The organism is Marimonas lutisalis (assembly GCF_005434965.1).
Taxonomy (GTDB): Bacteria; Pseudomonadota; Alphaproteobacteria; order Rhodobacterales; family Rhodobacteraceae; genus Marimonas_A; species Marimonas_A lutisalis.
In genome coordinates, this window is sequence record NZ_SKCI01000002.1 from 940,644 (window position 1) to 954,109 (window position 13,466).

General features: G+C 64.2%; 10 protein-coding genes and 1 tRNA gene. 9 read left to right on the forward strand and 2 right to left on the reverse strand.

Annotated features, from left to right (window positions below; translation table 11 throughout):
• The first annotated feature begins 75 nt into the window (after nt 1-75).
• The 4 genes from E0501_RS12740 (at nt 76) to E0501_RS12755 (ending at nt 4,651) form a co-directional block, all read left to right on the forward strand.
• Nucleotides 76-161: transfer RNA gene (locus tag E0501_RS12740), tRNA-Leu, on the forward strand.
• Between the two features lie 351 nt (nt 162-512).
• On the forward strand, nt 513-1,478 hold the full coding sequence (locus E0501_RS12745) for a TAXI family TRAP transporter solute-binding subunit (protein WP_137701714.1): 966 nt from the start codon (nt 513-515) through the stop codon (nt 1,476-1,478).
• A 111-nt stretch (nt 1,479-1,589) separates the two neighbouring features.
• Nucleotides 1,590-4,214, forward strand: coding sequence for a TRAP transporter permease (locus E0501_RS12750; protein WP_137701715.1), 2,625 nt, complete (start codon nt 1,590-1,592; stop codon nt 4,212-4,214).
• Nucleotides 4,215-4,228: 14 nt separating this feature from the next.
• Nucleotides 4,229-4,651 carry a universal stress protein gene (locus E0501_RS12755; protein WP_137701716.1) on the forward strand — a complete coding sequence of 141 codons (423 nt, stop codon included), beginning with the start codon at nt 4,229-4,231 and terminating at the stop codon, nt 4,649-4,651.
• 27 nt (nt 4,652-4,678) lie between these two features.
• Here E0501_RS12755 and E0501_RS12760 read toward each other — a convergent pair whose 3' ends face one another.
• The gene (locus tag E0501_RS12760; protein ID WP_137701717.1) at nt 4,679-5,566 is read right to left on the reverse strand and encodes a MurR/RpiR family transcriptional regulator; all 888 of its coding nucleotides are present in this window, start codon (nt 5,564-5,566) and stop codon (nt 4,679-4,681) included.
• Between the two features lie 120 nt (nt 5,567-5,686).
• Between E0501_RS12760 and E0501_RS12765 the strand changes: the two genes are divergently transcribed.
• Nucleotides 5,687-7,009 carry an aspartate aminotransferase family protein gene (locus E0501_RS12765; RefSeq protein WP_137701718.1) on the forward strand — a complete coding sequence of 441 codons (1,323 nt, stop codon included), beginning with the start codon at nt 5,687-5,689 and terminating at the stop codon, nt 7,007-7,009.
• Between the two features lie 101 nt (nt 7,010-7,110).
• Here the strand turns inward: E0501_RS12765 and E0501_RS12770 are convergent, their stop codons facing one another.
• A complete protein-coding gene (locus E0501_RS12770; protein WP_137701719.1) occupies nt 7,111-8,049 on the reverse strand; it encodes a LysR family transcriptional regulator in 939 nt (312 codons plus the stop codon).
• Nucleotides 8,050-8,266: 217 nt separating this feature from the next.
• Here E0501_RS12770 and E0501_RS12775 point away from each other — a divergent pair, with 217 nt between their 5' ends.
• The 4 genes from E0501_RS12775 to E0501_RS12790 all read left to right on the forward strand — a co-directional run bounded on the left by E0501_RS12775 (nt 8,267) and on the right by E0501_RS12790 (nt 13,456).
• Nucleotides 8,267-9,685, forward strand: a complete 1,419-nt coding sequence (locus E0501_RS12775) for a form I ribulose bisphosphate carboxylase large subunit (protein WP_137701720.1) — start codon at nt 8,267-8,269, stop codon at nt 9,683-9,685.
• A gap of 89 nt (nt 9,686-9,774) precedes the next feature.
• On the forward strand, nt 9,775-10,131 hold the full coding sequence (locus E0501_RS12780) for a ribulose bisphosphate carboxylase small subunit (RefSeq protein ID WP_137701721.1): 357 nt from the start codon (nt 9,775-9,777) through the stop codon (nt 10,129-10,131).
• 108 nt (nt 10,132-10,239) lie between these two features.
• Entirely contained in the window at nt 10,240-11,049 is an 810-nt protein-coding gene (locus E0501_RS12785) for a CbbQ/NirQ/NorQ/GpvN family protein (RefSeq protein WP_137701722.1), read from the forward strand.
• A gap of 67 nt (nt 11,050-11,116) precedes the next feature.
• Nucleotides 11,117-13,456, forward strand: a complete 2,340-nt coding sequence (locus E0501_RS12790; protein ID WP_137701723.1) for a nitric oxide reductase activation protein NorD — start codon at nt 11,117-11,119, stop codon at nt 13,454-13,456.
• Nucleotides 13,457-13,466: the final 10 nt, after the last annotated feature.

Below are 13,466 nucleotides of genomic sequence, written 5' to 3' on the forward strand. Positions count from 1 at the left end.
GGCAAGATTTTGGCCGGTTCGGGGTTTTGAAGAGCTTTACACGAGGTAATTGCCGGGTATGGTCGCCGGACCGGAGCGGGCGTGATGGAATGGTAGACATATCGGACTTAAAATCCGAAGGGGGAAACCCCGTGTGGGTTCGAGTCCCACCGCCCGCACCATAATCCGCAATCTGGGGCCGCGGCGCGCTGTCCGATCTGTTGCTACTGGCCGAACTCGCGAATCGCAAGGCCTGGACGGGCCGGGCGGCACGCCGCGATCCAAACGTTTGTTATGCATTGAAATCATCTGATTATCGTAGCAAATCCCCCGGATGCCTGCGAGATGACGACATTGGCATAACATATGTTCTGCTCTAGCGTGCCCGGGGGTAGACAACGGGGAGCAAGAGACCGCATTCTTTACCCACGACAGGCCGCCGCCCACCGGCGCGCGGTATGAGAACGGCACGCCGGGCCGGGGATGGCCCGAGCGGGTGCCGCAAGACCAACCGAAAGGGAGTTGTATCCGACATGAAAATGAAACTTTTCGCAGCCGCTGCCGCGAGTCTGATGGCCGTGGGCCAGGTGCAGGCCGCAGACCAGCAATTCATTTCTATCGGCACCGGCGGCGTGACCGGTGTGTATTATCCGACCGGCGGCGCGATCTGCCGCCTGGTGAACAAGGACCGCAAGGAACACGGCATCCGCTGCTCGGCCGAATCCACCGGCGGTTCGATCTACAACATCAACACGATCAAGGCCGGCGAGCTGGAATTCGGCGTGGCGCAATCGGACTGGCAGTACCATGCCTATAACGGCACCTCGAAGTTCGAGGAGCAGGGCAAGTTCGAGGGGCTGCGCGCGGTCTTTTCCGTGCACCCCGAGCCCGTGACGATCCTGGCGCGGGCCGACAGCGGCATTTCGAACATCACCGATGTGAAGGGTAAGCGCTTCAACATCGGCAACCCGGGCTCGGGCACGCTGGGCACGTGGGAAGTGATCGAAGGGGCCATGGGCTGGAGCCGGGGCGACCTGGCGCTGGCGGCGCAGATGAAATCGTCCGAGACCTCGGGCGCGCTGTGCGACAACAAGATCGACGGCTATTTCTGGGCGGTCGGCCACCCCTCGGCGCTGACGCAGGAAACGATTGCTTCGTGCGAGGCCAAGATCATTCCGGCCGTGGCGCCGGAGATCGACAAGCTGGTCGCGGAACGCCCCTACTATCGTAAGACGGTGATTCCCGGCGGCATGTATCCGGGCCACCCCGACGACGTGCCGACCTTCGGTGTGGGCGCGACCTTTGTCACCTCGGCGGATGTGCCCGAAGAGGTGGTTTACATCGTGGCCAAGGCGGTGATGTCGAACCTGGATGATTTCCGCAAGCTGCACCCGGCCTTTGCCAACCTGAAGGCCGAGGAAATGATCAAGGACGGTCTTTCGGCGCCGCTGCATCCCGGCGCTGTCAAGGCCTACAAAGAACTGGGCCTGATGGAATAATCGGGACCACGGGGCGGGGGCTTTGGCCCCCGTCTTTCGTTTTGGCAACGACGAAGACGCCGAAAACGGCGCGTGTGGCCCGAACCCGGGCCCGACAGACGGGGGAACAAGATGACCAGTGACGAGAGCCGGGGCCCGCAGCGCGTGGCCGATGCCGAGGCCTTTGCGGCCGATCTGGACGTGGGGGCGCGCAACCCGCTGGGCTGGCAGGGCAGCCTGATTGCCGGTGTGGCGCTGCTCTGGGCGGTTTTACAGGTCTATAACGCCTCGCCCATGCCGGCGCTGATCGCGCAATGGACCGGGCTGAACTGGTTCTACGTCAATTCGGATATCGAGCGGATCATCCACCTGGCCTTTGGCCTGACGCTGGCGACGCTGGCCTTTCCGATGTTCAAGGGCAGCCCGCGCGACCGGATCCCTTGGTATGACTGGCTGTTGATCGCGGGCGGGCTGTTTGCCACGTTTTACCTGATCGTTTTCTCTTCGGCGATCGCCGACCGGGCGGGCCTGCCGACGACGGGCGATTTGTGGGCCTCGGCCATCGGGCTGTCGGTGGTGCTGATCGCCACCTACCGGGCGCTGGGCCTGCCGATGGTGATCGTGGCGTTTTTCTTCCTGATGTACGTGTTTTTCGGCGATGCCGAGTTCTTTCCCGACGCGATGCAGTGGAAGGGCGCGAGTTTCGGCAAGGCGATGTGGCATTTCTGGATGCAGACCGAGGGCGTGTTCGGCCTGGCGCTGGGGGTGTCGGCGTCGATGGTGTTTCTCTTCGTGCTGTTCGGCTCGCTGCTGGAGAAGGCGGGGGCAGGGAACTATTTCATTAAGCTGGCCTTCGCGCTCATGGGGCATCTGAAGGGCGGCCCGGCCAAGGCTGCGGTTGTCGCGTCGGCGGCGACGGGGCTGATTTCGGGCTCGTCCATTGCCAACACGGTGACGACGGGGACGTTTACCATTCCGCTGATGAAGCGGGTGGGTTTTCCGGCCGAGAAGGCGGGCGCGGTCGAGGTGGCATCGTCCACCAACGGGCAGCTGACGCCGCCGGTGATGGGGGCCGCGGCCTTCCTGATGGTGGAATACGTTGGCATTTCCTACCTGGAGGTGGTGAAGCACGCCTTCCTGCCCGCGATCATTTCCTACATCGCGCTGGTGTACATCGTGCACCTGGAGGCGGCGAAGATGGGCCTTGAGGGCCTGCCGCGCAAAGGGGCGGCGCGCAGCCTGGCGCAGAAGCTTGCCAGCCTAGCGCTGGGCGTGGCGGTGTTCTGCGCGCTGTGCCTGGGCATCTACTATGGCCTTGGCTGGCTGAAACCGGTGCTGGGGTCCTGGTCGCTGCCGGGCATGATGGTGCTGTTTTTCGCCGCCTACCTGGTGCTGCTGCGCTGGGCAGCGCAATATCCCGATCTTGAGATCGACGACCCGAACGCGCCCTTTACCGAGTTGCCCGAACCGGGGCCGGTGGCGAAAACCGGCTATTACTACATCCTGCCGGTGGTGGTGCTGATCTGGAACCTGATGATCGAGCGGTTGTCGCCCGGCCTGTCGGCCTTCTGGGCGACGCTGGCGATGATTTTCGTCATGCTGACCCAGCATCCGCTGAAGGCGATGTTCCGCGGCGAGGGGCTGAGCGACTGGGCACGTGGCTGGGCCGAGTTCCTGGACGGGATGATTTCGGGCAGCCGCAACATGATCGGCATCGCGGTGGCGACGGGCACCGCCGGCATCATTGTCGGCACGGTGAGCCTGACCGGCGCGCACCAGGTGATCGGCGAGTTCATCGAGGCGATCTCGGGCGGCAACCTTCTTCTGATGCTGATCTTCGTGGCGCTGTTCAGCCTGGTGCTGGGCATGGGCCTGCCGACGACGGCGACCTATATCGTCATCACCTCGCTGATGGCGCCGGTGATCATCGCGGTGGGGGCGAAATCGGGGCTGATCGTGCCGCTGATCGCAGTGCACATGTTCGTCTTCTATTTCGGGATCCTGGCCGATGACACGCCCCCCGTGGGCCTTGCCGCCTTTGCCGCGGCGGCGATTTCCAAGGGCGACCCGATCAAGACCGGCGTCATCGGTTTCAGCTATGATGTGCGCACGGCGATCCTGCCGTTCCTGTTCATCTTCAACACCGAGCTGCTCCTGATCGACGTGACCCCGGCGAAGGCGGTGTTCGTCTTCATTGTCGCGGTGATCGCGATGATGCTGTTTGCGGCGGCGACGCAAAGCTGGTTCCTGACCAGATCGAAGATGTGGGAAAACCTGGCGTTGCTGCTGATCGCCTTTACCCTGTTCCGGCCGGGTTTCTGGCTGGACATGGTCGAGGACCCGTATGTCGAGGTGGAGCCGGCGAAGCTGGTCGAGCTGGCGGGCAACGCGCCGGATGGTGCCAGCCTGCGGGCGCGGCTGACCGGCGAGAACTTCGCCACCGGCAAGATCGACACGGTGACGGTGCGCCTGCCGCTGGGCAACCAGGCCGACGGAGATGGAGCAATGCGGCTGGACCGGCATGCCGGCATCGCCTTCCGCACCGAGGATGACGGCAAGGTCTATGTCGACAACCTGGCCTTTGGCGGTGACCTGCAACAGCAGGGCGTCGATTTCGACTGGGAGGTCGAAGCGGTGGAGCAGGAAGCCGACCGGATGCCGAAGGAAGTGTTCTATGCCCCGGCGCTCTTGCTGCTGTTGCTGGTCATCTGGCTGCAGCGCGGCCGTGTCCGCCGGGCGCAGCCGGCGACGGCGTGAAAAGGAGAGATGAGATGCAAAAGGTTCTTCTGGCGATCGACCTGTTTCACGAGGCCGGCTGGGAAAAGTCGATTGCGCACGCGGTGTCACTGGTGCGGGCGCACGGGGCCGAGCTGCATGTGCTGACCGTCATTCCCGATTACGGCATGGCGATCGTGGGGTCGTATTTCCCGAAAGGGTTTTCGGAAAACGCGATGACCGAGACGAAGGCGACGCTGGATGCCTTCATCAAGGAGCATTTCCCCGACGATGTGCAGCCCATCCCGCATGTGCGCCACGGCACGATCTACAAGGAGATCACCGGCGTGGCCGACAAGCTGGGCGTCGACATGATCGTGATGGCATCGCACCGGCCGGGCATGCAGGATTACCTGCTGGGCCCCAATGCCGCGCGGGTGGTGCGCCATGCCAAGCAATCGGTGACAGTGATTCGCTGAGCCCGACGCATGGGGCGGCGGGCAAAACTATTGTTTTGCCTTCGCACTCCAGTAGACGTTATGCGCCTTGCGCAACTCTTCGTAGGACGAGATGCGCTGCGCCGCGTCGGGGCCACCCATGTTGACGAGGAGCGCGAGCAGCGTTTCCAGCACCGACATCACCCCTGAGAACGTGCCGAAATGGTGGGTCGAGAGGGTGGAGGCGACAAGCGTCACCTCGGGGCGGAAGTTCGCGGCCATTACCTCGGAATCCGTGACGAGGATCAGCTTCACGCCGCGCTCCTGCGCGAACTCGCAGGCCTCGATCGTTTCGCGCGAATAGGGTGAAACGGTGATAGCGATCAACACGTCCTCGGGCCCGGCGGTGTTGAGATCGTCGATGGCCGAGTTCATGTGCTGCGGGATCAGTTGCAGCGTGGTCAGCGCCATGCGCCCGACATAGTGGAAGTGATAGGCGAGCCCATAGCTGGAGCGCATCGCGGTGAGATAGACGGTGCGCGCCGCGAGCAGCATGCGCACGGCGCGCTCCATGGTTTCGGGGGCCTGGCGGGCCAGAGAGTTCTGCACCACCGACAGCGTGTTCAGCGTGACATCGGCCTGCGCCTGTCCGATGTTGCCCTGGGCGCGCATCTCCTCGATCCAGCCGGGTATCGAGGCAATGGGCGCGGTCGAGGTGAGCGCGTGGCGGAAGGGGGCGCGGAAATCCTCGAACCCGTCAAAGCCAAGCCGTTCGGCCAGGCGGATCAGCGAATAGGTCGAGACGCCGGCCTTCTGTGCGCTGTCGCGGATCGAGTCGATTCCGAAAAGCGCGGGATTGTCGACCACGTATTTCGCGGCGGCCTGCAACTGCGGCGAGAGGCCCGGCAGCGCGGTTTTCAGGCGGGTGATGGTGCGGGCCTTGAGGGTGGGATCCATGCGCGTGCCATAGGTTGGGAGAGGTGAAATAACGTATGATATTTTTGCAAGGTTTTCGCAACTCTTGTAATGTCGCGGGGCGTGCAACCGGCCCGCAACCGGGATGAAAAGGACCCAGAGATGTCGCATGTGTTTCCCCGCCATACCAAGGCCCACCTGCCCAAGGCGGTGGCCGGAGACGGCTGCTACCTGATCGACAGCGACGGCAAGCGCTATTTCGATGGCTCGGGCGGCGCGGCGGTGTCGTGCCTGGGCCATTCCGATGCCGGCGTGCGCGAGGCGGTGAAGGCGCAGCTGGACAGCCTCGCTTTTGCCCATACCGGGTTTTTCACCTCGGACCCGGCCGAGGAATTGGCCGACATGCTGGCCGCCCGCGCGCCCGAAGGGCTGGAGCGGGTCTATTTCGTCTCGGGCGGGTCCGAGGCAGTCGAGGCGGCGCTGAAACTGGCGCGGCAGTATTTCCTGGAGATCGGTGAACCCAAGCGGCACAGGATCATCGCGCGGCGGCAGAGCTATCACGGCAACACGCTGGGGGCGCTGGCCGCCGGCGGCAACGAGTGGCGGCGCGAACCTTTCGCGCCCCTGCTGATTGACACGCATCTGGTTTCGCCCTGTTTCGAATACCGCGGCAAGCGCGCGGACGAGAGCGCGGCGGAGTATGGCGCGCGGCTGGCCGCGGAGCTGGAGGCCGAGATCGAACGTCTGGGACCGGAGACGGTGATGTGTTTCATCGCCGAAACCGTGGGCGGGGCCACGGCAGGGGCGATCACCCCGGTCGAGGGTTATTTCAAGGGCGTGCGCGAGGTCTGCGACCGGCACGGCGTGCTGCTGATCCTGGATGAGGTGATGTGCGGCATGGGCCGCACCGGCAGCCTGTTCGCCTGCGAGCAGGAAGGCATCAGCCCTGATATCGTGACCATCGCCAAGGGCCTGGGCGCGGGCTATCAGCCGATCGGCGCGATGATGTGCCAGAACCGGATCTACGACGCGATCCAGGGCGGCAGCGGGTTTTTCCAGCATGGCCATACCTACCTGGGCCATGCCGCCGCGGCGGCGGCGGGTGTGGCGGTGCTCAGGGCCTTCGAAGAGCGTGACCTGATCGCCAATGTGCGTGACAAGGGCGCCAGGCTGCGCGCGGCGCTCGAGGCCGAGTTCGGCCAGCACCCGAACGTTGGCGATATCCGCGGGCGGGGCCTGTTCCTGGGGGTCGAGTTCGTGGCCGACCGCGACACCAAGGAGCCGCTGGACCCCGCGCGCGGGGTGGCCGGGCGGCTGAAGGCGGCGGCGATGCAGGAAGGGCTGATCTGTTATCCGATGGCCGGCACGATCGACGGGCGGCGCGGCGATCACGTGCTGCTGGCGCCGCCTTTCATCATGGAGGATGCGCAGGTGGACGAGGTGGTGGGCAAGCTGTCGCGCGCGGTGGCGACAGCCCTGGCCTGATCCCCCGCTTCATCTGACCGGAAATACCTTCAGGGGGTGAATGCCGAAGGCAGAGGGGGCGCGAGCGCCCCCTGCCCATGCATGATGCGCGCCGCAGGCGCTCATTTCGAGGGCGGTGCGGCGTCGAGGTGCAGAAGGTGGGCGACTTCGGGTTCGCCCTCGTTCAGCAGGTAGTCGAGAAAGGCGCGCGCAGCGTTCGACAGGTGCTTGCCGCGGCGGTGCACCGCGTACCAGCGCCGGCGCAGGGGGAAATGTGCGACATCGAGGGTGACGAGCTCGCCCGCGGCCAGTTCCAGCCGCAGCGAATGCAGCGACAGGAACGCCACGCCCAGCCCCGAGATCACCGCCTGCTTGATCGCTTCGCTGTCATCGAGCTCCATATGCGGGGGCAGGGTGACGCCCTGTGCCTCGAACAGCCGCTGCACCGCCTTGCGCGTGCCCGAGCCGGGTTCGCGGCGGATGAAATCCTCTTCGGCCAGCCGCTCCAGCGGGATGTTGCGGGCCTGCGCCAGCGGGTTCGAGGGGTGGGCCACGACGACGATGACGTTTTCGAGAAACGGGTCGTCCTGCACGTCGAAGCCTTCGGGCACCTGGCCGGTGACATAGATGTCGTCGGCATTGGCCGACATGCGCGACAGCAGGGTTTCGCGGTTGGTGATCTGCAGCCGGGGGCTGACCTGCGGATACCGCCGGGTGAAGCTGCCCAAGAGCTGCGGCATGAAATACTTCGCGCTGGAGACGACGCAGACATTGAGCGGCCCGGCGATGTTGCCGCGCAGATCGTCGAGCGAGGTTTCCAGACCGTCCAGCCGGGCGAGCACGTCGGTACAGGCGGCAAAGACCTCTTCGCCCGCGGCCGTCAGGTGCAACGTTTTGCCGATCTGCTCGGTCAGCGGCATGCCGATCTTTTCCTCCAGCCGCTTGACCTGCATCGAGACCGTGGGCTGCGTGAGGTGCACCTCTTCGGCGGCGCGGGTGAAGCTGCGGTGGCGGGCAACCGCGGCAAACAGGCGCATCTGCTGAAGCGTCGGATGGATCATCTTGGTCGTCCCTTGCCGGTTTTTTCCTTGGATTCCCGCGGGCTGGGGCCGGGGGAGCAGAGGCATAAACAATAGTCTATGGTAATCATAAAAACAATCTAGTGTTCATTATTCAACCCTTGGCCTAGGTCTGAGCGTGACCTGGGGGCCCGGCCCGTTGCGCCAGCCCCTGTCAGAGATTTGGGACGTGCGAGACGTATGGAGGAGAGCTCAAGCCATGGCCAAGACATATAGCGCAGGGGTGAAGGAGTATCGGGAAACCTACTGGATGCCCGATTACACCCCGAAAGACACCGATTTCCTTGCCTGTTTCAAGGTGATCCCGCAGGAGGGCGTGCCGCGCGAAGAAGCGGCCGCGGCCGTTGCCGCCGAATCCTCGACCGGGACCTGGACGACGGTCTGGACGGACCTTCTGACCGATCTGGATTACTACAAGGGTCGCGCCTATGCGATCGAGGACGTGCCGGGCAACGATGAAGCCTTCTATGCCTTCATCGCCTACCCGATCGACCTTTTCGAGGAAGGCTCGGTCGTGAACGTGCTGACCTCGCTGGTCGGCAACGTGTTCGGCTTCAAGGCGGTGCGTGCGCTGCGCCTGGAAGACGTGCGGGTGCCGCTGGCCTATGTGATGACCTGTGGCGGCCCGCCCCATGGCATCCAGGTCGAGCGCGACGTGATGAACAAATATGGCCGCCCGATGCTGGGCTGCACCATCAAGCCCAAGCTGGGCCTTTCGGCCAAGAACTATGGCCGTGCGGTCTATGAATGCCTGCGCGGTGGTCTCGACTTCACCAAGGATGACGAGAACGTCAACAGCCAGCCCTTCATGCGCTGGCGCCAGCGCTTCGATTTCGTGATGGAAGCGATCGAGAAGGCCGAGGCCGAAACCGGTGAGCGCAAGGGCCACTACCTGAACGTCACCGCGCCGACACCGGAAGAGATGTACAAGCGCGCCGAATACGCCAAGGAGCTGGGTGCGCCGATCATCATGCACGACTACCTGACCGGTGGCTTCACCGCCAACACCGGGCTGGCCAACTGGTGCCGTGACAACGGCATGCTCTTGCATATCCACCGCGCCATGCACGCGGTGCTGGACCGCAACCCCAACCACGGCATCCATTTCCGCGTGCTGACCAAGATGCTGCGCCTGTCGGGTGGCGATCACCTGCACACCGGCACCGTGGTCGGCAAGCTGGAAGGCGACCGCGAGTCCACGCTGGGCTGGATCGACCTGCTGCGCGAAAGCTATGTCAAGGAAGACCGCTCGCGCGGGCTCTTCTTCGATCAGGACTGGGGCGCGATGCCCGGGGCCTTTGCCGTGGCATCGGGCGGTATCCATGTCTGGCACATGCCGGCGCTGGTCACGATCTTCGGCGATGACGCGGTTCTGCAGTTCGGCGGCGGCACGCTGGGCCACCCGTGGGGCAACGCGGCGGGCGCCGCGGCCAACCGCGTGGCGCTGGAAGCCTGCGTCGAGGCCCGCAACCAGGGCCGCGAGCTGGAGCGCGAAGGCAAGGAGATTCTGACCAAGGCCGCCGAGCACAGCCCCGAGCTGAAAATGGCGATGGAGACCTGGAAAGAGATCAAGTTCGAGTTTGACACGGTCGACAAGCTGGACGTGCAGCACCGCTGAGAAGGGCGGCCCCGCGAGGGGCCTGCCCAGGGCGCGGCCCCTGCAAGGGGCCACCCATTCCGAAATTCTGACATTGAAGGACTGAACCCATGAGTGAGATGCAGGACTACAAATCGAGCCTGAGTGACGTTACCAGCCGCAAGTTCGAGACCTTTTCCTATCTGCCCGAGATGAATGCCGACGGCATCCGCAAGCAGGTGGAATACATTGTGTCGAAGGGCTGGAACCCGGCGATCGAACATACCGAGCCGGAAAACGCCTTTGGCCATTACTGGTACATGTGGAAGCTGCCGATGTTCGGCGAAACCGACGTGGACCGGGTGCTGGCCGAAGCCGAGGCCTGCCACAAGGCGCATCCCAACAACCACGTGCGCCTGGTGGGCTTTGACAACTACAAGCAGTCGAAGGGCGCCGAGATGGTCGTTTTTCGCGGCAAGCCGGTGTGACAGGGTTCGGACCGCCCAGGGGCGGTCCGACCAGGGTGGGGGCTCTGCCCCCACACCCCCGAGGTATTTTCAGTCAGATGAAGCAGGGGATCAGGGAGGAATGATCCGATGACCGCGCATGACGTCAGCCAGTTCGAGGTGAAGGCCGAACCGTTCTACAGGGCGGTGGCCAATGAAGAGGCGCTTTACGAGGCGGCCTATAAGCGGCGGATGCCGGTGATGCTGAAGGGGCCGACGGGCTGTGGCAAGTCGCGCTTCGTGGAATACATGGCCTGGAAGCTGGGCCGACCGCTGATCACCGTGGCGTGCAACGAGGACATGACCGCGAGCGACCTGGTGGGCCGGTTCCTTCTGGACAAGGACGGGACCAAGTGGCAGGACGGGCCGCTGACCACCGCGGCGCGGATCGGGGCGATCTGTTATCTCGACGAGGTGGTCGAGGCGCGCCAGGACACCACAGTGGTGATCCATCCGCTGACTGACCACCGGCGCACGCTGCCGCTGGACAAGAAGGGCGAGCTGATCGAGGCGCACCCGGATTTCCAGTTGGTGATCAGTTACAACCCCGGCTACCAGAGCCTGATGAAGGACCTGAAGCAATCGACCAAGCAGCGTTTCGCGGCGCTGGATTTCGATTACCCCGAGGCGGAGATCGAGGCCGAGATCGTGGCGCGCGAGGCTGGGGTCGATGCGGAGACTGCCAAGAAACTGGTGCAGGTGGCGCATCGCACGCGGAACCTGAAGGGCCATGGGCTGGATGAGGGGATCTCGACCCGGCTGATGGTCTATGCCGGTCAGATGATCGCCGAGGGGGTCGACCCGGTGGCGGCCTGCCAGATGACGCTGGTGACGCCGCTGACCGATGATCCGGACATGCGCCAGACCTTGCAGGCGGCGGTGGAGACGTTCTTCGTTTGAGAGGGGAGGCGCGCCCGCGCGGGCGCGCAGGGCGGCGCCGCGCGGCGGCGCTTTCGGAGGGAACCGGATGAGCGTGAACCTCGAAGATTATCGCGACTGTTTCGCCAGGGCGCCGGAAGAGATTTTCGACACGCTGGAGGCGACCTTTCACGAGGCCGCGCGGGTGATGAGCCCGGCGGGGTTGAGCGATTACATGGAAGGCGCCAAGGGGTTGTGCAACCTGGGCCGCGGTTACGACGTGGTGCTGGCCTTCCTGGAAAACATGCCGCTGGTGGTGAAAGAGGTCGGCGAGGACGTGATCCGCGACTGCATCAGTGCCGCGATGAAGCTTTCCTCGATGACGAGCGGCGAGGTGATCGCCCTGATGTTCGCGAGCCTGCCGACGGCGGCGCGGCGCCTGGGCGACCCGGAGCTGGTGCGCGGGTACCTCACGCTCGTGCACCAGCTGTCGGCCAAGGCGGCGCGGGGGCTGCGGCCGATGCTGGCCAATATCGACGAGCTTTTGAGCAAGCTGACGCTTTCAGGGCTGCGGCGCTGGGCGAATTTCGGGGCCGAGGCCTATCGGCGCGACCTGAAGAACCTGGCGGCCTATTTCGCGCTGGAGAGCGCGGATTCGAAGAAGATGCTTCAGAAAGAGCGCAAGGGGACGCTCTTTATCGATACGCAGCGGAAGCTGAACTTCTATCTGCGGGCGCTGTGGGGGCGGGATTTCTTCCTGCGGCCGACAGCGGCGGATTACGAGGGGTTCCGGCCCTACCTGGAGCATCACGTGATGCACCTGCCCGACGCGGTGGATGACCTGGAGGGGATCACGGGGCTGGAGCTTTACCGGGCTATGGTGGCGCACCAGGCGGCGCACCTGATGTACACCAAGGACGCGATTTCCGCTGAGCAGCTGAGCCCGGCGCAGATGTTTTTCATCGCGCTGGTGGAAGATGCGCGGGTGGAATGGAAGGCGGTGCAGGATTTCCCCGGGCTGGGCAAGCTGTGGAGAAGGTGCCTGGGTCTGCGCCAGGAGGGCGATCTCGAGCATGAAACGGTGGAGTGGCTGGAGAAGTTCGCGGTGCTGCTGAACGATCCGGTCGCGGAGACGGGGCACGCGGAGCTGGATGCGCTGGGCGCGAAGTTCCACGCGGAAATTGCCGTGCGCGCCGATGATCCGATGTTCAGCTGGCATGTCGGCATGGAGCTGTTCCATGTCTTTGCCAGCACGCGCGATGTGCCGAGCCTGCGGATCCTCAACTCGATCCGGCTGCCCTATCGCTGTGACAACCGCTTTGTCTGGGAATTCGAGGAATTCGACTGGGACAAGGGGGTGGAATACGTCCCGGCCAGCCAGCGGCAGGTGCGCAAATACGTCTCGGTCATGGAAATGGCGCATGAGGTGGATGCCGAGCTGGCCGGCGACGACGCGCAGGAAATCTGGGTCTGCAAGGACGAGTTCCGCCCCTACGAGGACGCAGGCGAGGCGACGACGAGTTTCAACGAGATGTGGGGGAAGGAGCCGATCTCGGCCCCGTATCACTACCAGGAATGGGACTACCAGGTGCAGCTTTACCGGCCCGACTGGGCCACGGTTTACGAACGGCGGCCGAAGAAGGGCGATGCGGAGGACGTGGAGCGCATCCTGCTGGATCACAAGCCGGTGGCGCACCGGATCCGGCAGATCGTCGACATGCTGACGCCCGCGGGCGTGGAGCGGCAACGCGGGCTGGAGGATGGAGACGAGATCGACATCAACGCCGCCGTGGATGCGATGATTGCCATGCGGATGGGCGAACAGCCCAGCCCGCGCATCACCATGCGCAACGTGATCAAGACCCGTGACCTGGCGGTGACGGTCCTGATGGACCTGAGCGAGAGTACAAAAGATTGCATGGATGGCAGCGACAAGACGGTGCTGGAACTGACCCGCGAGGCGGCGGCGCTGGTGGCGACCGCGATCAACGGCATCGGCGACCCGTTCGCGCTGCATGGCTTTGCCAGCGACGGGCGGCATGACGTGCATTACTGGAAGTTCAAGGATTTCGGCGAGCGCTTCGATGCCGAGGCCAAGGCAAGGTTGCAGGGGATGCAGGGTGGGCTGTCGACCCGGATGGGGGCGGCGATGCGCCATGCCGGTGCGCAGCTGCTGAAACAGCCCGAGAGGCGGAAGCTCTTGATCCTGGTGACGGACGGCGAGCCGGCGGATATCGACGAGCGCGACCCCCAGCATCTGCGGCACGACACGAAGAAGGCGGTGGAAGAGCTCTATTCAAAAGGTGTGATTAGCTATTGCCTTACCCTTGATCCCCATGCTGATACTTACGTGAAACGCATATTCGGGGCGAACAACTACACGATCGTGGATCATGTGGAGCGGTTGCCGGAGAAACTTCCGCAACTGTTTGCAAGCCTCACCAGCTGAGGAGGCGCGC